Annotated in this window: 15 protein-coding genes; all 15 read right to left on the bottom strand. The window is 60.8% G+C overall.

The annotated features are described in order from the left end of the window. Nucleotides 1-27 precede the first annotated feature (27 nt). Entirely contained in the window at nt 28-1,023 is a 996-nt protein-coding gene (locus AERO9A_RS20145) for a chemotaxis response regulator protein-glutamate methylesterase (protein ID WP_159973684.1), read from the bottom strand. Beyond that, complete coding sequence (locus AERO9A_RS20140) at nt 1,020-3,257, bottom strand: hybrid sensor histidine kinase/response regulator (protein ID WP_159973683.1); 2,238 nt, start codon at nt 3,255-3,257, stop codon at nt 1,020-1,022. Before AERO9A_RS20140 ends, AERO9A_RS20145 begins: the two co-directional genes overlap by 4 nt. Beyond that, on the bottom strand, nt 3,254-3,901 hold the full coding sequence (locus tag AERO9A_RS20135; protein ID WP_178111197.1) for a chemotaxis protein CheW: 648 nt from the start codon (nt 3,899-3,901) through the stop codon (nt 3,254-3,256). Before AERO9A_RS20135 ends, AERO9A_RS20140 begins: the two co-directional genes overlap by 4 nt. 16 nt (nt 3,902-3,917) lie before the next feature. Further along, complete coding sequence (locus AERO9A_RS20130; RefSeq protein WP_159973681.1) at nt 3,918-5,165, bottom strand: protein-glutamate O-methyltransferase CheR; 1,248 nt, start codon at nt 5,163-5,165, stop codon at nt 3,918-3,920. A 4-nt stretch (nt 5,166-5,169) separates the two neighbouring features. Further along, on the bottom strand, nt 5,170-5,661 hold the full coding sequence (locus tag AERO9A_RS20125) for a chemotaxis protein CheW (RefSeq protein ID WP_159973680.1): 492 nt from the start codon (nt 5,659-5,661) through the stop codon (nt 5,170-5,172). Between the two features lie 2 nt (nt 5,662-5,663). After that, on the bottom strand, nt 5,664-7,295 hold the full coding sequence (locus AERO9A_RS20120) for a methyl-accepting chemotaxis protein (protein ID WP_159973679.1): 1,632 nt from the start codon (nt 7,293-7,295) through the stop codon (nt 5,664-5,666). Nucleotides 7,296-7,670: 375 nt separating this feature from the next. Continuing rightward, the gene (locus AERO9A_RS20115; protein ID WP_178111162.1) at nt 7,671-8,666 is read right to left on the bottom strand and encodes an Abi family protein; all 996 of its coding nucleotides are present in this window, start codon (nt 8,664-8,666) and stop codon (nt 7,671-7,673) included. Beyond that, nucleotides 8,666-10,309: a restriction endonuclease subunit S gene (locus AERO9A_RS20110; RefSeq protein WP_159973678.1), complete on the bottom strand. Its 1,644-nt coding sequence runs from the start codon at nt 10,307-10,309 to the stop codon at nt 8,666-8,668. The genes AERO9A_RS20115 and AERO9A_RS20110 overlap by 1 nt, the downstream gene beginning before the upstream one ends. Then, nucleotides 10,306-11,277, bottom strand: coding sequence for a Fic family protein (rhuM, locus tag AERO9A_RS20105; protein ID WP_159973677.1), 972 nt, complete (start codon nt 11,275-11,277; stop codon nt 10,306-10,308). The genes AERO9A_RS20110 and rhuM overlap by 4 nt, the downstream gene beginning before the upstream one ends. A 22-nt stretch (nt 11,278-11,299) precedes the next feature. Then, nucleotides 11,300-12,763: a class I SAM-dependent DNA methyltransferase gene (locus tag AERO9A_RS20100; RefSeq protein WP_159973676.1), complete on the bottom strand. Its 1,464-nt coding sequence runs from the start codon at nt 12,761-12,763 to the stop codon at nt 11,300-11,302. Between the two features lie 6 nt (nt 12,764-12,769). After that, nucleotides 12,770-14,185, bottom strand: coding sequence for a radical SAM protein (locus tag AERO9A_RS20095; protein WP_159973675.1), 1,416 nt, complete (start codon nt 14,183-14,185; stop codon nt 12,770-12,772). After that, on the bottom strand, nt 14,182-16,557 hold the full coding sequence (hsdR, locus tag AERO9A_RS20090) for an EcoAI/FtnUII family type I restriction enzme subunit R (RefSeq protein WP_159973674.1): 2,376 nt from the start codon (nt 16,555-16,557) through the stop codon (nt 14,182-14,184). The genes AERO9A_RS20095 and hsdR overlap by 4 nt, the downstream gene beginning before the upstream one ends. Nucleotides 16,558-16,726: 169 nt before the next feature. Next, on the bottom strand, nt 16,727-17,254 hold the full coding sequence (ppa, locus tag AERO9A_RS20085; protein ID WP_159973673.1) for an inorganic diphosphatase: 528 nt from the start codon (nt 17,252-17,254) through the stop codon (nt 16,727-16,729). Nucleotides 17,255-17,331: 77 nt separating this feature from the next. Continuing rightward, entirely contained in the window at nt 17,332-18,159 is an 828-nt protein-coding gene (locus AERO9A_RS20080; protein WP_159973672.1) for a zinc-dependent peptidase, read from the bottom strand. 79 nt (nt 18,160-18,238) lie between these two features. Next, a complete protein-coding gene (locus AERO9A_RS20075) occupies nt 18,239-18,694 on the bottom strand; it encodes a GNAT family N-acetyltransferase (RefSeq protein ID WP_159973671.1) in 456 nt (151 codons plus the stop codon). Between the last annotated feature and the right edge of the window lie 168 nt (nt 18,695-18,862).

The following is an 18,862-nucleotide window of genomic DNA, read 5'->3' as shown; positions in this document are numbered from 1 at the left end:
TGTGTCTCCAGCGATATTTGAATAAGTTCAGCCTAGTCGTTCGACCAGACGTGCCGCGATCCGCTGTAGTGGCAGGACCTCGACTGCCGCATCCAGTGCCACGGCGGCTTTGGGCATGCCATACACCGCGCTGCTCGCTTGATCCTGCGCGATGGTGTGGAAGCCTCGTTCGCGCATTTGCTTCAGGCCTTGCGCGCCATCACGGCCCATGCCGGTTAGCAGAACGCCGGTTGCGTCGCCCTGCCAGTGCTTGGCCACACTCTCGAAGAATACGTCGATAGAGGGGCGATAGATCTGGTCGAGCGGTTCGCGGCGATATTCCAGATGCCCTTGTTGGGTCAGGTACAGATGGTTGTTGGTGCCTGCCAGCAGTACCGCGCCAGGCTGCAGCACTTCGCCGTCGCGGGCCAGGCGCACTGGCAGGCGTGATTCACTGGCCAGCCATTGCGCCATGCCGGCGGCGAATACTTCATCGACGTGCTGAACCAGCACGATGCTGGCGGCAAACTCGGCGGGGATGTCTTTGAGCAGTTCCACTAGCGAGGCCGGGCCGCCAGCAGAGGCACCGATGGCCACCAACTGCTTGCCGCTGTTTTTGGTTCTGCGTGTGCAGGGGGGGCGCGCGGTCTTGTGGCCGATCATCCAGGCGATGTTCTGAATCTTGCGCAGCAGCGCCGCCGAGTCGCTGCCGCACTGCGGGTTCAAAGAGGGTACCGCGACCACGTCCAGTGCGCCTGCGCCCATGGCGTTGAACACCTGGGTCATGTTGCGCTCGACGTCCGAGGTGACGATGAGAATGGCGCAGGGCGTGTCCTGCATGATCCGTCGGGTTGCTTCCACGCCATCCATGCCGGGCATCAGCATGTCCATCAGCAACAGATCGGGAAGTACTTCCTGGCAGCGCTGCACGGCCTCTTCACCGTCGGCAGCGACCCAGATCAACTCATGCTGGGGCTCGCTGGCCAGGGCGCGGCGCAGGGCTTCGACAGCCAGCGGCATGTCGTTGGCAATGGCTATCCTCATTCGCGCGCTTCTCCGATCAGGGTTTGCACGGCATCGAGCAGGGCTTCGTCGTGGAAGCTCGCCTTGGCCAGGTAGTAATCGGCGCCAGCTTCCAGGCCTCGGCGGCGATCTTCTTCGCGATCCTTGTAGGACACCACCATGACCGGTAGCGAGCGCAGGCGCGAATCCTGGCGGACATGGCTGACCAATTCGATGCCGTCCATGCGTGGCATGTCGATATCGGTGATCAGCAGATCGAAACTGCCTGCGCGCAGGGCGTTCCAGCCGTCCATGCCGTCCACGGCCACGTCCACCTGATAGCCACGGCTGAGCAGCAGTTTGCGTTCCAGCTCGCGCACGGTCAGCGAGTCGTCGACCACCAGCACGCGTTTGCTCTGCGCCTGGCTTGTCACACTGCTGTGGTCGATGTGTTGCAGATGGCCAGTGCCGAGCAGCTTGCCGACCGAGTTGAGCAGGTCGTCGACATCGAGGATCAGCACGGGCGTTCCATCGTGTAGCAAGGCGCCTGCCGCTACATCGCGTACTTTGCCCAGGCGTGCATCGAGCGGCATCAGCACCAGGGTGTACTCGCCGACAAAGGCCTCCACGGCCAGGCCATGGTAGCGCTCGCGATCGCGGATCAGCACGATGGGGATGTCGTCTTGTTCGGCCTGTGCTTCTGGCCGCTGCAGCAGTTGGGCGGCTGAGATCAGGCCGACGTGTTCGTCCTCCAGCCAGAATTGCTGGCGCCCTTCGAGCTGGACGATGGCGCTGCGTGGCAGGCGCAGCATGCGTTCGATCTGCGCCAGCGGGAAGGCGTAGGCTTCGCCGCCGATGGTCACGACCAGGGCGCGCACCACCGACAGGGTCAGCGGCAGTTCGAGGTGGAACAGGCAGCCTCCTTGCGGGTTGCGCAGCAGGCGCACGTTGCCGCGCATCCGGCGAATCTCGTGCTGCACCACATCCAGGCCGACGCCGCGCCCGGAGACTTCGGTGATCTGCTGGCTCAGGCTGAAACCGGGCAGGAAGAGGAAGGCCAGCAACTCTTCTTCGGTCATCTGCTCGGCCTGCTCGGCGCTGGCGAACTGCCTGCTCACGACGGCATTGGCGACGCGTTCGAGGTCGATACCGGCGCCGTCATCACTGACTTCCAGCACCAGCATCCCCGCATGGTGACGGGCGCGTAAGAGCACTAGACCTTCCTCGGCCTTGCCCTTGCGCAGGCGCTCGGCGGGCGCCTCGATGCCGTGATCGACGGCATTGCGCAGCAGATGGGTCAACGGCGCTTCCAGGCGTTGCAGGACGTCACGGTCGACCTGAGTGTTCTCGCCTTCGATTTCCAGGCGTACCTGCTTGTCCAGCGAGCGGCCAAGGTCACGCAGCATGCGCGTTTGCCCGGCCAGTACGTCGGCGAAGGGGCGCATGCGCGAGGCCAGGGCCAGATCATAGAGTTGCTGGGTACGCTGGCCGCCATGCCAGACGAAGTCGTCGAACAGTTCCTGGTGGGCCTGCAACTGTTGTTGGCATTCGTTGAGCAGGTTGCGGCTTTCTTTGAACAGCGCCTGGGCGGTGGCGTCCAGCGCTGTGCCGAGCAGATGTTCGCGCAGCGATTCCAGCGTGCGCCGTGCCGCTTCCTGCTGGCGCTTGAGGCGGTGCAGTGCATCGCTCAAGGGTTTGGTGCGCTGGAACTCCACCAGCGACTTGCCTGAGAGGTCGATCAGGTGATCGAAGCGTTCGGCCGATACGCGCAGTACGCGTGCGTTGCGTTCGTCTGCCTGAACCTCGACGGGGGCTGCACTGCTGGCGCTGGGTGCTGCGCTTGGCGTGCGGGGTTCGACGGGTACGGCGGTGTTCGAGGGCGCGGCGGGCGGGTTGCCGAATAGTGTCTGCAAGCGCGAAGTCAGGCTGAGCACCTGGGCATCGAGGGCTTCGTCAGCCTGACCAATACGCAGGAGCAGATCGGAGCCTTGCAGCAGGGCATCGATATGCTCCGGCGACAGGCGTAGCTGGTGCTCCTGGGCGGCCACCAACAGGTCTTCCATGACGTGAGCGACCTGCACGCCGTTATCCAGGCCGACGATGCGCGCGGCGCCTTTGAGCGAGTGGGCCGCGCGCATGCAGGCTTCCAGTTGCGCGGCATTGGTTGGGTCGCGCTCAAGAATCAGCAAGCCGGTGTCGAGCACCTGCTTCTGCGCCTCGGCCTCCATGCGAAACAGTTCGAGTAGCGATGCATCCCTCATCTGATCCGGTGTCACGCGAGGCTCCTGATCATGTGCTGTAACAGTGCCTCGTCATCGAGCACGGTGATGCTGCGTTCCTGCCATTGCAGCACGCCTGTGGTGAAGCGACTGATGGCGCGGCTGTCCTCATCGTGTGCGCTAGCAATCCGCGCCAGGGGGATGCGTTGAGTACCGCTGACCTCATCCACGGGGGTGACCAGCGGGCCGCTTTCGCTTTCCAGAATCAGCATGCGCGGAATCACCCGCTGGTTGTCACGCGCGGCGGCCTGGCTTGGTAGGCCGAGCATGGCCGCCAGCGACAGGCAGGCGACCAGCGTGCCACGCACATTGGTAACGCCGAGCAGGCCCTGATCCGTGCGATGTGGCAACACGTGAATGGGTGACACCGGCATCACTTCGGCCAGACGCCGGGTGGCAATGGCGAACCATTGCTCGCCAAGACGGAAGATCAGCAGCGAACGCTGTTCCCCCAGCAAATCCGCTGTGACTTCTGGCTGAGCCTCGGCGGCCTCGTCCTGCAGGTTGCCGTAGCGGTCGAGCAGGGCGATGGCGGCGGCACCATAGACGTCGCAATTGCGGCAATGGATGTGGCGCTCTACGTGTGGGCAGCTCTTGTCGCCGAACACGCCGATGCGGTTCCAGCAGTCATCTAGCTGCATGTGTACCAGCGGGATCTCAGTCACGCTTGCCTACCTCCGGGGTCTGCGCGCGCCGGTACAGGCGCTGGGCGGCGTTCGGGTCGCCCTGGGCTTGCAGGTGCGCGGCCAGGTGGGTGAGCGCCTCACGGTGCTGCGGGTCGAGATAGATGGCCTTGCGGTAATAGGCGCAGGCCTGTTCGACGTTGTTCTGCACGTCACTGAGCAGGCCCAGCCAGTAGTAGGCTTCGGCGCTGGGGCCGTGCGTTTGTAGATGCTCTTGGCAGCGTTGCCAGGCTTGTTCGGTGCGCCCAGCGTTGGCCAACTCGGCGACGGTCTGCCAGGCGTCATCGGCGCGTGTGGCTGGCACCACCGGCACCACGGGCGCAATGGCGCTGGGCTGTGACCGTGGCCGCGCAGGTGCAATGGGCCGCGCCACAGGCGGCGGGCGCAGGCGTGGGGCACTGGGTTGCGGCGCTTGGGGCGGCACTGGCCGCGCTGGCGCCAGGCAGAAGGCGAAGGTCTGCTGGCGACCGATAGCCTGCAAGCCGCTTTGACTGGCCAGGCTGGCTTCTGCCGGGCCGATGAACAGGGTGCCGCCCTTGTGCAACTGGCGCTTGAGCGACTCCAGCACGCGCACCTGGGTGGGGCGGTCGAAATAAATCAGCAGGTTGCGGCAGAAGATGAAGTCGTAAGGTGCCTGGCCTGCGAACAGGCCAGGGTCGAGCAAATTGCCGGTGCGTAGGCTGACGCACGCCCGCACGCGCGCATCGAGCAAAAAACCACCGGCCTGCTCGTGGAAGTGGCGTTGGCGAAAGTCGAGCGGTTGGCCACGGAACGAATTGCGCCCGTACAGGCCCCGGCGTGCCAGCTCCAGCACCTTGTCGCTGACGTCGAGGGCGTCGATGTGAAACTGCGAAGGCGCAAGACCGGCATCAAGCAAGGCCATGGCGATGGAATAGGGCTCCTCGCCGCTGGAGCAGGGCAGGCTGATCAGACGCAGCGGGCGACTGCCGCCGAGTTGGGCCAGACGTTCGAGCGCAAGGCCGGCCAGCGCGTTGAATGATTCGGGGTAGCGAAAGAACCAGGTTTCCGGCACCACCACGGCTTCGACCAGCGCCTGCTGCTCACGCGGCGAACCACTGAGCGTCGTCCAGTAATGCTCGATTGCCGGTTGGCCGATGGCGTTCATGCGTTGGCGTACGGCGCGCTCGATCACGCTGCGACCGATGGACTCGGCATCCAGCCCGATGCGGCTTTTGAGCAGGCGTTCGATGTGTTCGATCATGCCGTCAGCCCCTGCCCTGCGTCTGGAACAGCAAGGCGCGCATGGTGTCATCGAGCAAACCGCTGACCTTAATACGCTGGATCAGCTCCGCCCCTTTGCCCTGTACCGGGCCCAGATAGTCCGGCTGGCCTGCTTCCAGGCCGCTCGACTGAAAGGCTTCATCAGGCAGGCGCAGCGTATGCGTGGCCTGCTCCAGCAGCAGCCCCAGCACGGCAGCCTCCTCGGCGGCCGCCGCGAAATGCACCAGTACCAGGCGTGTACTGCTGCGCGCCAGGGCCGGGCGACCGAGCACGCGGCGGCTGAGGTCGAGCACCGGAATCATCTGGCCACGATGTGCGAGCAAGCCGGCAACCCAATCCGGCGCCTCGGGAATCTGCTTGAGGCGCCGCCGTGGCAATACCTCGACCACCTCACGGGCGGCGAGTGCATAGCGATCCTCACCGAGCTGGAACTGTAGATACAGTTCGCCTGCCGACGGTTTGCTGGAGGTCTGCATGTTCAGACCTTGAAGCGATTGACGCCAACACGCAGGTTGTTGGCCACCTGATTCAACTCATCGATGGCCATGCCCGCCTGGCGCAGCGAATCAACCGTCTGGCTGCTGGCCTCGCTCAGTTGCACCAGTGCCTGATTGATCTGCTCGGCGCCGGTGGACTGCGCCTGCATACCCTCGTTGACCATCTGAATACGCGGCGCCAGCGCCTGCACCTGCTGGATGATCTGGCTGAGCTGATCGCCCATCTGAGTCATCTCGCCGATACCACGGCGCACTTCTTCGGAGAACTTGTCCATGCCCATCACGCCCGCCGATACGGCCGACTGAATCTCGCGCACCATCTGTTCGATATCGTAAGTGGCCACGGCGGTCTGATCGGCCAGGCGGCGCACCTCCACGGCCACCACCGCGAAGCCCTTGCCGTATTCACCGGCCTTCTCCGCCTCGATGGCGGCGTTGAGTGACAGCAGGTTGGTCTGATCGGCCACCTTGACGATGGTGGTCACCACCTGAGTGATATTGCCGGCCTTCTCGTTGAGGATCGACAGCTTGCCGTTGACCACATCGGCGGCGCCCATCACCTGATGCATGATCTCTTCCATGCGCGCCAGGCCAAGCTGGCCGGTGCCAGCAAGGATGGAGGTCTGATCAGCGGTATCGGACACCTCGCTCAGGGTACGCACCAAGTCGCGCGAGGTGGCGGCAATCTCCCGCGAGGTGGCGCCAATTTCGGTGGTGGTGGCGGCGGTTTCCGTGGCGGTGGCTTGCTGCTGGCGCGAGGTGGCGGCAATCTCCGTGACCGAGGTGGTCATCTGCACCGCCGAGCGCTGCGTATTGCCAACCAGCGCTTTGAGCTCGGCGACCATGGTATTGAAGCCTTGCTCGATGGCGCCGAACTCGTCACGGCGCTGCAGATTGAGCTTGGCCGACAAGTCGCCGTTTTCCAGCTCCTTGAGCGCGCCAACGATACTTTGCACGGGACGAGTGATGGCGCGCATCAGCAGCCAACCGGACACACCTGCTGCTACCACAGCGAACAAAATGGCCAGCAGCAGATCGACCTCCAGACCGAGCACTTCATCACGGATACTCTGCGTAGCGCGGTCTGATTGCAGACGATTGCTTTCGGTTAGCTCGTCCAGCGCCTTCTGCCCCGCATCCCAGGCGGGAAACACATTCTGGAAACTGAACTCACTGGCTTCACCAGGCAGGTTGCGGCTCAGCAGATCACGCAACTGTGCATGCTTGCTCATATACAACTTGTGCTGCTGCTCGAAGCGCTCGAACAGCGCCTTGTCGTCTTCCTGGTGTATGGTGCGCGCATACTGATCGAGCAGTTCTCTGAGACTCTCCTCGATCTGGGTGAAGGCTTCGACATGGCTTGCAATGTTGCCGACATTGCGGCCGTTGACCGCTTCGATCAACGCACGACGGGTTTCCAGCATGTGCCGTGCCCACTCGTTCTGCGCCTTGCTGATGTAGTAAGAGCCCGGCACGGAATCCGTGAGCATGCTTTGCGTACCGCCCTCGATCTGCTTGAGGCGCAAAAAGGAGGCCGCAGCCAGAAGAGCCAGAATGGCGATGATCAGCGTGAAACTGGCGATGATGCGATTGCGTACGGTGAGGGTCATCATAATTCTCGTTGCCCAGGCTGATCCTTGCGGGAAGTCGATTAAAGCATAGCGGCAAAGACCGCTGGCATGGCGCAGGCGACTGTGCCGGACGGTGGGCAAAGATGCCAATGGAAAAGCGCATTACGGCGGATTTTCTGACTGATCAGGCAGGTGGTTTTCAACCTATAGCGATTCAAAACCGTAGCCGTTGTTAGGCGAGCTTGCGCCGATGCCTGCGGGTTGCGCTGCGTACGTGTCCTCAACGTAGCGTTTACAGGCGTAGGCCCCTCGCTTTTGTGGGGATGCGCCATGCTTGCCGCTTTTGCGCATGGCGCCTATCATTGCTCGTAACACGGCCCCCGCCTCTTGGTTCCTAGTGAACTTACGCGGGGGTTTTTATTTTCCGGCTTGAATCTCTCCGGCCCACCAGCTTTCCCAGTCAGCCGGTGTGCCCATGTCAGTGATGGACAGCTTGTGTTGTGAGTGCAGTGTCGGAAAGTTCTGTAAATGCTGCATCAGGCGCACATGCCATTCGGTGCCTGGGCACACAACCCTGACCATATGGCGAGCGATGGCCAGCAGCAGGAAGGGCTTGGCAATCAGATCGGCCTTACCGATGAATGCATCGCACCAGGCCACTTCGCCCTGGCCTGGCAGGCTGGGTTGATCCGTCACGTTGCGATTCCACAGGCGACTATGGTGCGCCGCGAGGTTGCGCAAATAGCTGAGTGAGCGCACCCAGCTCTGGAACACCTTCCAATCGTTGACACCGTATTTGCTGGCGATACGTTGCTGATCGGCCACCTTCATCATGGCCAGCAACTGAGACACCGCGCCAAAGTCCCAGACCTCGACCGCTACCCAGAGTGGTAAGTTGGGGCCGTGTTTGGCGCGGTAGTGTTTGACGAAGTCCTCTTTGGAGCGCGCCAGCAGCCCGTTGTACTTCTCCTGCCAGATCGCGAAGGTGGTTTTGCCCGTACGCTTGTCGACCTTACCGGCAAAGGATGGATGCAGCTCCTTGGCATCCAGATGAGCGAAGGTGTTGCGCTGACCCAGCAGGTAGGCAATGTCGACACGCAAGGTAATCTCTATACGCTCCAAGGCGTCCATCACCAGCAGCCGCAGTTTTTTGTCGAACAGATAGAGCTCGACGGCATCGACGAACTGGGTATCGGCCACGAATTGATCGCTACGCACGGTACGAATGGTTTTACTGAGCGGGTCTTGCTCCAGTTGGAAGACTCGCAACGGATACCAGTAAGCCGTCAGCCGGTAATAGCCGATGCGCTCCAGATAACGCAGGGCGGCTGCCTCGTCGGTCACCTGCATCCCGCGTGACTTGAGCAACGCCAATTGCTCGGCGAAGGACTTCCACGGCCTGTCGTAAGCCATCACGCTAACGCCTGCTCGACCAGGGCATTGGCCAGTTGCTCGTGCACCTGGCGGGCCTGGTCAAGGCGGGATTTGAGTTGGTCGCAGAGCGTCATCAGTTGATCGACTTTAGCGACGATGCGGTGTTGTTCGGCAAGTGGTGGTAGAAGCACGGTATGAGCCCACAGCTTTTCAGAGACTAGCTTGCATGTACCGTGACTTGACCGATCAACAAGACCAACCATTACTGATTTCACTGCTTGCAAGTACATCAACAAATAGCTGCTGACTTCTCTAGGTGGCACTAGCGCCTTCATATCTTGGTTGATAGTTACTTCACGAGCTGTGATGGCGACGGGAAAGGAGTGCGCCAGGATCATGCCTCGCACAACCATAAGCAGACTGTTTGGAGGAATGGCCTTTAGTGAGGTTTCCTCTAGCGCTTTGGGCGATACGTGATCTTCGGAGTCATGAATCACTGGACGCTTCATATCTTTGGGCGAGACCCAAGGGATATTCCCGTCCCAAAACTGGCTATTTGCTTTGCTAGGCGTTGAGCCGCCCAAAACCTCACCTAGTTGTCCCAATTGAGCCTTGGCCCATCCATGCAATGTGTAAGGCTTGCCCTCGATACCGTTCACTTTCAGGAACGACATTGCTGATTCATCGTTGGGATCTTGCGGCACCAGTTTGCCCATCACCGCTAGTTGCAGCAGGTTTTGCTTGAGGGCGTCGATACTGGATTCGGTAGTGAACAGGGTGTGGAAGTGTTCGGCCAGGCGCTGCCAGCTTTGCGCAAAGTCCTCGGCATCGCGGGCCTGGGTCAGGCTGTCCAGCAGCGTCTGCATCAGTTGGACATGGGCGCTGTCGGCATCGGTCTGCCGGGCTTCCAGCCGGTCGCACAGGGCCATCAGCCCATCGACTTTGGCAACGATGCGGTGTTGTTCGACTTCAGGAGGGAACGGAATTAAGAATTGGGCCAACTTCCCAATGCTGAGCCCTTCACGCGAAACACCTACCTGCACATCCATTACGGTTTGCTGAACCAGTTGTGAGATAAGCGCTATGTGAAGGAACGTCTGGGTTGCCCCCGAAACTGGGCGAATAATGGTCACGTGCTGACTTACGTTACCCGTATCAAAGTCAGTTGGGACTGCAGCGCATCTACCAATAGATGCCCCTGTGATGTTGAACAGTAAGTCGCCTGCCTCAACATGTGTGCCCGACATTTTTTGGTGGGTTTCTTCTGGAATGAAAGCGACCTCATTGAGCCGAAGTCCTTCATTCCATACGTTCTGAGACCGAAGAAATTTGACTCCATTTGCGACGTAGGCCTGCTTCCCGCCCAATGGCGTACTTCCGGCCCCAATTTTCTTCAGCAAAGAGTCAAGGCGTACCCACTCCCAGCCAGTCGGGAGCTGAAATGGCTTTTCTTCGTCTGTAATCTCAGGCAGCAGCTTCTGCTTCTTGATCTTCCCCTCAGCCACCAGGCGCGCCTTTTCCTCGGCAATCCGCTTGAGCAGCTCACTGGCTGGCTCATCATTCGGATCTTGCGGCACCAGCTTGCCGCGCACCGCCAGTTCCAGAATCAGCTCGCGCAGCTTTTTGATGCCATTGGGCGCGCCGGCCAGCAGTGGCAGGTTGTCGGTGAGCAAAGCGGTCATGGGCGAGGTTCCGGGGCGAGCATGTTCATGATCAGGCGAATAAGGGTGTCTTTCTGTGCCGGGGCGGACTCGGCGACCAGCAGGGTCAGCGCGGCCAGGCCGGTGTCGTTGATCAGCGGGTTGCCCTGGGCATCGAGCAGGCGACCGTTACGGTGCAGGAAGTCGACGAACAGGTAGGCGCCGCTGCGTTTGTTGCCATCGGCGAAGGGGTGGTTCTTGACCACGAAATACAGCAGGTGCGCGGCCTTGCTTTCCAGGCTGGGGTAGGCCGGTTCGCCGAATACGCTTTGCTGCAGGTTGCCGAGCAGCGCGGCGAGGCCGTCGCCGCGTTCGCGGGCGAACAGGTCGCTGGCTTCGCTGCGGGCCATCAACTGGGCTTTCAGCCCCTGCAGGTGCTGGCGCGCGCTGGCCAGGCTGGGCAATTCACCACCGGGACTGCCGGCGGGTTCGCTGAGCAGGCCTTCGTCATAACGCTGCAGCCAGAGAAAGGTCTGGGTGTAGCGGCTGACGATTTCCACCAGCCCACGGCCACCCTCGCTATCCAGCTCGGGCGCGCGTGCCGTCTTGCGCACCAGTTCCAGCGCCGCTTCCAGCTCGCGGGCGTTGGCCTCGAAGCGTTCGCGGTTGAGGGTGTAGCCTTGGGTCAGGTGTTGCTTGAGTACTTGATTGGCCCATTGCCTGAAGCGTGTGCCCTCGCGCGATTTGACCCGGTAGCCCAGCGAGATGATCACGTCGAGGTTGTAAAAGGCTACAGGCTTGTCGGAGCCGGCAATGTGCAGATTTTGCACATTGCTTTCACGCTCCAGCTCGCCCTCGGCGAATACATTGCGAATATGCCGGCCGATCACTGTACGGTCACGACCAAACAGCACGGCCAGTTGTTCCTGTCTCAGCCAGACACTGTCGTGCTCGACGGTGACGGCGATCTGGCCGTTGGCGCTTTCATAGATCGCAATTTCGCTGTTCATGCTCGTGCTCCCCAGGTGTTCACTAGCGTTCCAGCGCTTCGGCCAGCACGGCCTTGATCTGGTCACGCAGCTCGCCAATCTCGCCTTGCAGGGCGGCGTAGTTACGCAGCAGCTCGTCCGGGTCGTGGTTGATCTGCTCGCCGATATGCGGGTTCTTGCAGTCCAGGTTCCAGTTGCGCGCCTTGATCTCGTCCAGGCTGACCTTCCAGGCGAACTCGTTCTCCACCCGTGCGGCAAAGCCATCGGCCTCGTTGCCCCACCATGCTTCTTCGACGGCGAACTCTTCAAGGCGCATGGGCTTGGTCTTGGAGTAGTTCTTAACGCCTGCCGGGTACTGGTGCTCGTAGAACCACACGTTTTTGGTGGGCGTGCCCTTGGTGAAGAACAGCAGGTTGGTCTTGATGCCGGTGTAGGGGTTGAACACGCCATTGGGCAGGCGAACGATGCTGTGCAGGTTGCATTCGGTCAGCAGTTTTTCCTTGATGCGGCTCTTGATGCCTTCACCGAACAGAAAGCCATCGGGCAGCACCACGGCGGCGCGGCCGCCGTCCTTGAGCAGGTGCATGATCAGCACCAGAAACAGGTCGGCGGTTTCGCGGGTGCGGAAGGCCGCGGGGAAGTTGCTCTCGATGCCGTCTTCTTCCATGCCGCCGAACGGCGGGTTGGCGACGATGCAATCGACCCGTTCGCTCGGCCCCCAACTGATCAAGGGGCGGCCCAGGGTGTTGTCGTGCTTGATCTGGCTGGGCACTTCGATGCCGTGCAGGATCATGTTGGTGGTAGCAAGCAGGTGCGGCAGCGGCTTTTTCTCCACGCCGAAGATGCTGGCTTGCAGCACGCGCTCGTCGTCGGCGGTATTGGCGTAGCGATTGCGCTTGTGCTCGATGGCGCAGGTGAGGAAGCCGCCAGTGCCGCATGCCGGATCCATGACCTTCTCGTGCAACTTGGGGTCGACCATACGCACCATGAACTCGGTGACCGGGCGTGGGGTGTAGAACTCGCCGGCATTGCCGGCGTTCTGCAGGTCGCGCAGCAGTTGCTCGTACATGTCGCCGAAGGCGTGACGCTCCTGCGCCTTGTTGTAGTCCACGCCTTCCTGGATCTTGTTGATCACTTGGCGGATGAGTTGGCCGGACTTCATGTAGTTGTAGGCATCCTCGAACACGCCGCGCACCACGTAGGCCGCCGGGGTGGTGCTGTATTCGTGGAGGTTCTGCAGTTGCGGGAACAGGTTGTTGTCGATGAAGTGCTTGAGCTCATCGCCAGTGATGCCTTCCGGGTTGGCTGCCCAGGTGCGCCAGCGGCAACTGTCGGGCAGCGGCGAGCGGTAGTCGCCATTCATCAGTTCCCATTCCAACTCGCGGTCATCGAAGATCTTGAGAAACAGCATCCACACGAGCTGGCCAATGCGCTGCGCGTCGCCGTCGACGCCGACGTCCTTGCGCATGATGTCCTGGATGGATTTGATGGTGCTGGAGATAGACATGGTGGCTTACACAACTAATTCAGGGGAATGGCAATCTTTGCGGGGCGGCAAAGTAAGACGGGAGGTATCAAAGCTCAGCGGCACGTTTGTGTTGGCCACATCTTCGAGAAAGTTTTGGTAGCGGTAGTCACGTGCGAAGTAGGAAAAAGACTTGAGCCGGTAATAGCGTTCCGCACTCATGTAGCGCTGGCTGATTTCGCGTGAGACCGCCAAAGCGCGTTCGTGATTCATCTGTGGGCTGAGATCAAGGTGGTTCACGCCCAGGCAAGGCGAGTGGCTGAGCGAGGCGCCAAAAGCGGCGAGTTCACTCAGATAACTTGCGCTCTCCTCGGGCCAGCCATAAGCGATGACCGGCCCAACTGAGACGCCATAGAACTGATCTCTGCGGGCATCCAGCCAGTGGAGCGTTTCAGCCACGGTGTCATCGGTCTCGCCGGCGAACAGCAGCAGATTCACTTTGACCTTGATGCCATTGGCGGCACAAGCCTCCAGTAAGCGGGAGGCTCTGTCCAAGTAGCCTTGTGGCTTCTTACTTTTCTGCATCCGCTGCAACTGTTGAGGGCTGGCACTCTCCAGCCCCAGATCAAGAATCGTCAGGCCTGTGGCTGCAAGATGTGGCATCAGCTCCGGGCGGATATTGTCGACACGTCCCTCACTTCGCCAGCGCAGCTTCAGCCCAGTCTCGGTGAGTACCTTGGAAAAATCATCGACCCAAGGCCGTGTGGGGACAAACATCGAGGCTTCAAAATACGGTGTCATTTCGATCAGGTTGTCATGCAGCAAGGTCGCTGTAAGCTCCTCCACTACTTGCCTGGCAGGTTTGAGTGGCTGAAGGCGCTCGCTACGTTCCTGGCAGAAATTACAGCCCATGCCGCAGCCGCGTGAAACTTCGATGCTGGGCTGGTAGAGCTCGCGTTGATGTAGCAGCCGATAATCCAGTGTCGAGCTTTGTGGCGCCGGACTCCCTAATAGCAGTCCGGCTGCATTTCGCGCGCCGCCCAATAACTCGACGATCTGACTCTCAGCCAAGCCAGATATCACACGGTCTGCTAGTAGTAGTAGGGTTTTGAGGCGCTCTGGGTTATCACCCACAACCCAGCGTCCCCCGACAATGAAGCGTATCAAGGGATAACGTGCTTTAGCCTGTTGCATGAAAAGGTTGGCCCACTCTACTGCATAGAAGCTGGGCAGCGAGATGAGCACCGGTAACGAGTCGTTCAACCCCAGGCGCTCAGCCTCCAGAAACAGCGCCTCTGGCCGATCGAAATGCCCGTGAAGCACTACCGGGTCGAAGCCATGGCGATGCAGAACCGTCGCCAGAGAAAGCAAACCGTAGTTCAGATATTGATGGCGGCGGTTGATGGGGGTATCTGCTTTTTTGACTTGTAGCTGCCCCGCACTGATGCAAAACACTCGACTCATTGAGCACGCTCATAGATGGCTTGCTCCAGGTCGTATACCGCCGCCTTGAAAGATGACCTCCCTCCAAACGCCCTGACCAGCTCCATCGGCGCTCCGATTTGCCGGAACGGGTCGAGTTGGAGAATGCGGATGTCTTCGATGTGCTCGATGCCGGTGTCGGCGTATTTGTCGAGCAAGGCTTCCAGCACCTGGCGGGCGGCGCCGGAGTATCTGGCGAAGTAGTTGCGCTTCTTCACCTGCTCGGCGCGCTCCTTGCGGGTCAGCGGCGGCTGGTCGAAGGCGATGTGGCAGATCAGGTCGAAGGGGTCGAGGGCCTGGCCGCGCTTGGCCTCGACTTCTTCGGCCAGTGCTTCCCACATCACGCCCTGGGCGGCGAGTTCGTCGATGATGGCTTTCTTCTGCTCGGCACTGCTCCACAGGCGCAGAAAGTCATCGAGCGAGGCGAACTGCTTCTGCACGCAGGTGCGGGTGTAGTCGCGCAGCGATTCGGTGATTAGCTTGCCGTCCGGCCCGTAGTACTGCACGCGCTCGGCGATGACGTAGATCGGTACGCTGTCGATCACGTACTTGATGCGCTTTTTACCGCTCTCGTCGCCGTCGTCGGTTTCGCCTTCATCGGGCAGCCAATCGCCACCGTCGACGATGCCGTCTTCATCGTCCAGCGGGCTGTCTGGCGGCACGGGCGTTGCGTTACCTTCGGGGTTGTAGATCACCACCGGCTCGCCATCGAAGGCGGGGTCGGCGAACAGTTCGGTGGCTTTCTTGAAGTCCATGATGGTGAACCAGTACTTGCCGTAATCCTCGTTGATGCGCGTGCCACGGCCGATGATTTGTTTGAACTCGGTCATGGACTTGATGTGCTGGTCGAGCACGATCAGCTTGCAGGTCTGGGCATCCACGCCGGTAGTCAGCAGCTTGCTGGTGGTGGCGATTACTGGGTAGCGCTGTTCGGGGTTGATGAAGTTGTCCAGCTCGGCCTTGCCTTCCTGGTCATCGCCGGTGATGCGCATGACGTACTTGCGGTTTTCGGCGATGCGCTCGGGGTTGAGGTTGAACAGCGCTGAGCGCATGCGTTCGGCATGGTCGATGTCATCGCAGAAGATGATGGTCTTCTGGTACGGGTCAGTGGCCTTGAGGAACTCGGTGACCTTGGCCGCCACTGTCCAGGTGCGTGCTTCGATGACCAGGTGGCGATCCATGTCCTTGAGGTCGTAGATGCGGTCTTCGATCAGTTCGCCGTTCTTGTCACGCATGCCTTTGGGCGGGCGCCAGCCTTGCAGGTCTTTGTCGAAGTCGATGCGTACCACCTTGTAGGGCGCGAGGAAGCCGTCTTCGATGCCTTGCTTGAGGCTGTAGCTGTACACCGGCTCGCCGAAGTAGGTGCTGCTGGAAACCTCCTTGGTTTCCTTGGGCGTGGCGGTGAGGCCGATGTGGGTGGCGCTGGAGAAGTAGTCGAGTATCTCGCGCCAGGCAGAGTCGGCAGCGGCGCTGCCGCGATGGCATTCGTCGATGATGATGAGGTCGAAGAACTCGGGCGAGAACTGCTTGTAGATGTTCTTGTCTTCTTCGGCGCCTGTGACGGCCTGGTACAGCGACAGGTAGATCTCGTAGGACTTGTCGATCTGTCGCTTGGCGATCTTGGTCATCGCCGGGCCGAAGGGTTTGAAGTCCTTGGTCTTGGTCTGGTCGACCAGGATGTTGCGGTCGGCGAGAAAGAGGATGCGTTTCTTCTGCCCGGACTTCCACAGGCGCCAGATGATCTGGAAGGCGGTGTAGGTCTTGCCGGTGCCGGTGGCCATCACCAGCAAGATGCGATCCTGCCCGCGTGCGACGGCCTCGACCGTGCGGTTGATGGCGTTCATCTGGTAATAACGCGGCGTATGGCCCGAGCCGTCGTCGTAGTACGGCGCCTGAGCCTTCTGCCGGGCCGGGGCATCGAGGCCCTTCCACTGGCAATAGCGTTGCCAGAGTTCGTCCGGGCTGGGGAATTGGTCGAGGCTCAGCGCGGTTTCCACTTGGCTGCCGGTGCCGCTGCGGTCATGGAAGAGAAAGCCATCGCCGTTGCTGGAGAACACGAAGGGCACGTCGAGTGATTCGGCATAACCGAGCGCCTGCTGCATACCGGAGCCCAGGGAGTGCTTGTTGTCCTTGGCTTCGATGACGGCGATGGGCAGGTTGGGTTGGTGATAGAGGATGTAGTCGGCGCGGCGTGCTTCGCCACGGCTGTGCAGCTTGCCGCGCACGATGATGCGGCCCTTGGTGAAGCTGACTTCTTCGCGCACTTGTTTGTGCAGATCCCAGCCCGCAGCGGTGATGGCGGGGGTGATGTATTTGCTGCAGATGTCGCGCTCGGAAAGCGATTTTTTGTCCATGACCTGCTACGTCCTTATGGCGTGCCGTGGACTTTACCAGAGCCGAATGCAGGCATGGCGCCAGTATCACTCTGCGAGGCGGTCTCATGGTTGAAGCTGGGGGCGAATGTTGGCGGAAAACAGGCATAAAAAAGCCGGCTTGTGGCCGGCTTTTAGGAGGTGTCAGGGCTTACTTCTGGTAAGCCGCGACTGCCTTGTTGATCAGGCTACGAGCGTCTTCAGCGCCGCCCCAGCCTTCTACTTTTACCCACTTGCCCTTCTCCAGATCCTTGTAGTTCTCGAAGAAATGCTTGATCTGTTCGATCAGCAGCGCGGGCAGGTCGGTGTATTCCTGAACGTCTTTGTAGAGAACGGTCAGTTTGTCGTGCGGTACGGCAACCAGTTTGGCATCGCCGCCGGCTTCATCGCTCATGTGCAGGACGCCAACCGGACGGGCGCGGATTACCGAGCCTGGCGCAACCGGGTAAGGGGTCACGACCAGCACGTCGAGGGGGTCACCGTCGTCGGCCAGGGTGTGCGGGATGAAGCCGTAGTTGGCCGGGTAGAACATCGGGGTGGCCATGAAACGATCGACCATCAGGCAATCGCTGTCATGGTCAATTTCGTATTTGATCGGCGCGTGGTTGGCCGGGATTTCGATGGCAACGTAGATGTCGTTCGGCAGGTCTTTGCCAGCCGGGATCTTGCTGTAGCTCATGGGGGAACTCCCAGGGAGGGCCAAAAAAGTGGGGCGCATTATAGGCATATTCGTAATGCGTTACTACGTCAGCCTGCTCAGCCATTGGTCGCGGTTTCGACCTTTTGATAGTCAGGGTGTTCCACCTGCAATCGCTGTAAGCGCGCCAGGCTGTCCTGGCGGTAGAACAGCGCCAGTTGCCGATAAACCTCGGGGAAGGCGTCTGCCAGCAGATCCGGTGCGCTGAAGAAGTATTCGCTGGTTACGGCGAAGAACTCCGCAGGGTCTTCGGCGGCGTAGGGATCGATGGCGGTCTCGGCGTCGGGGGCGGCATCCAGTTCGGCGTTGAGAACGTCATAGGCGCTTTGCATTGCCTGCGCCCAATCCTGCACGCGCATGTTGCCGTGTAGCGGCGGCAGGCCATTGGCGCCGCCTTCGAGCATGTCCAGCTTGTGCGCCAGTTCGTGGATCACCAGGTTGTAGCCTTCCCAGCCGCCGCTGCTTTCGACGCCGGGCCAGGCGAGGATCACCGGGCCTTGCTGCCAGGCTTCGCCGCTACGCTCATCGTCCCATTCGTGTTCGATACCGGCAGCGTCGCGGTGGCGCTGCGGGCTGAGGAAGTCGCCGGGGTAGAGGACGATTTCGTGAAAGCCCTGATACCAGTCCAGATCGCCCAGGTGCAGCAGCGGCAGTTGCGCCTGCACTGCCAGCAGCAGGCGTTCGACCGGGCCGAGTTCGACACCAGGCAGGGCGGTGAGGTGTTTGTCGTGCAGAAACAGCACGGCGCGTTCACGCAGGTGTTGCAGTTCGGTTTCGTCCAGGCCGTCGAGAATCGGCAGGCGCTGGCGCACTGCGGCCCACTGCTCGGGCGTGACAGGGTTGCGTTCGAGGGTGCGGCGACGGCGCCAGGCCTTGAGTGACCACATGGGGAGTGCTTCGCGCTGGAAAACCCGGCCACATTAAGGGCGTTGGCTGCTTGCGGCAAGCCAGCGCCCGGCAGGCATCTCAGTCTTCGCTGATGGGCAGGACGTAGTTCTTGAATTGCTCGTCTTCGCGAAAGCCGATGGACTCGTAAACCTTCTGCGCCACCTCGTTATCACGGCTGGTGGCCACGCGCATGCGTACAGCGTTGGTTTCCTTGGCCATCTGTTTGGCGGTATGCAGCAGGCGGTCGGCGACCAATTGGCGGCGGGCCTCTTCGGCGACATAGATGTCATTGAGGATCCACACGCGCTTGAGCGAGAGCGAGGAGTAGCTGGGGTAGAGCTGGCAGAAGCCGAGCAGCTTGTCTTCGTCGTCGGGCATGGCCAGGTAGATCACCGATTCCTTGCGGCGCAGGCGCTTTTCGAGGAATTTGCGCGACGACTCCGGGTAGGGCAGTTCGTTGTAGAACTCGCGGTATTTGACGAACAGCGGGGTCAACAGGTCCAGGTGCTCCAGGGTGGCTTGGACGATACGCATGGCGGGCCTCGGCTTCTGTAATGGTATGTGTCGATCCAGCGGGCGTTTCGATGCTGCCTCAAAGCGGATTGAAAGCGCAATCCAAGCGAGCGTTTGAATTTCTCGCTGGCAACTTGCCGAACTCGCCTGTGTCAGAGAGCAGAGCCGTAGCGCTGTGCTAACCTGCGG

It is taken from the genome of Pseudomonas sp. 8Z (assembly GCF_902506535.1).
GTDB lineage: Bacteria > Pseudomonadota > Gammaproteobacteria > Pseudomonadales > Pseudomonadaceae > Aquipseudomonas.
This window is presented reverse-complemented; position numbering and strand designations above follow the sequence as displayed.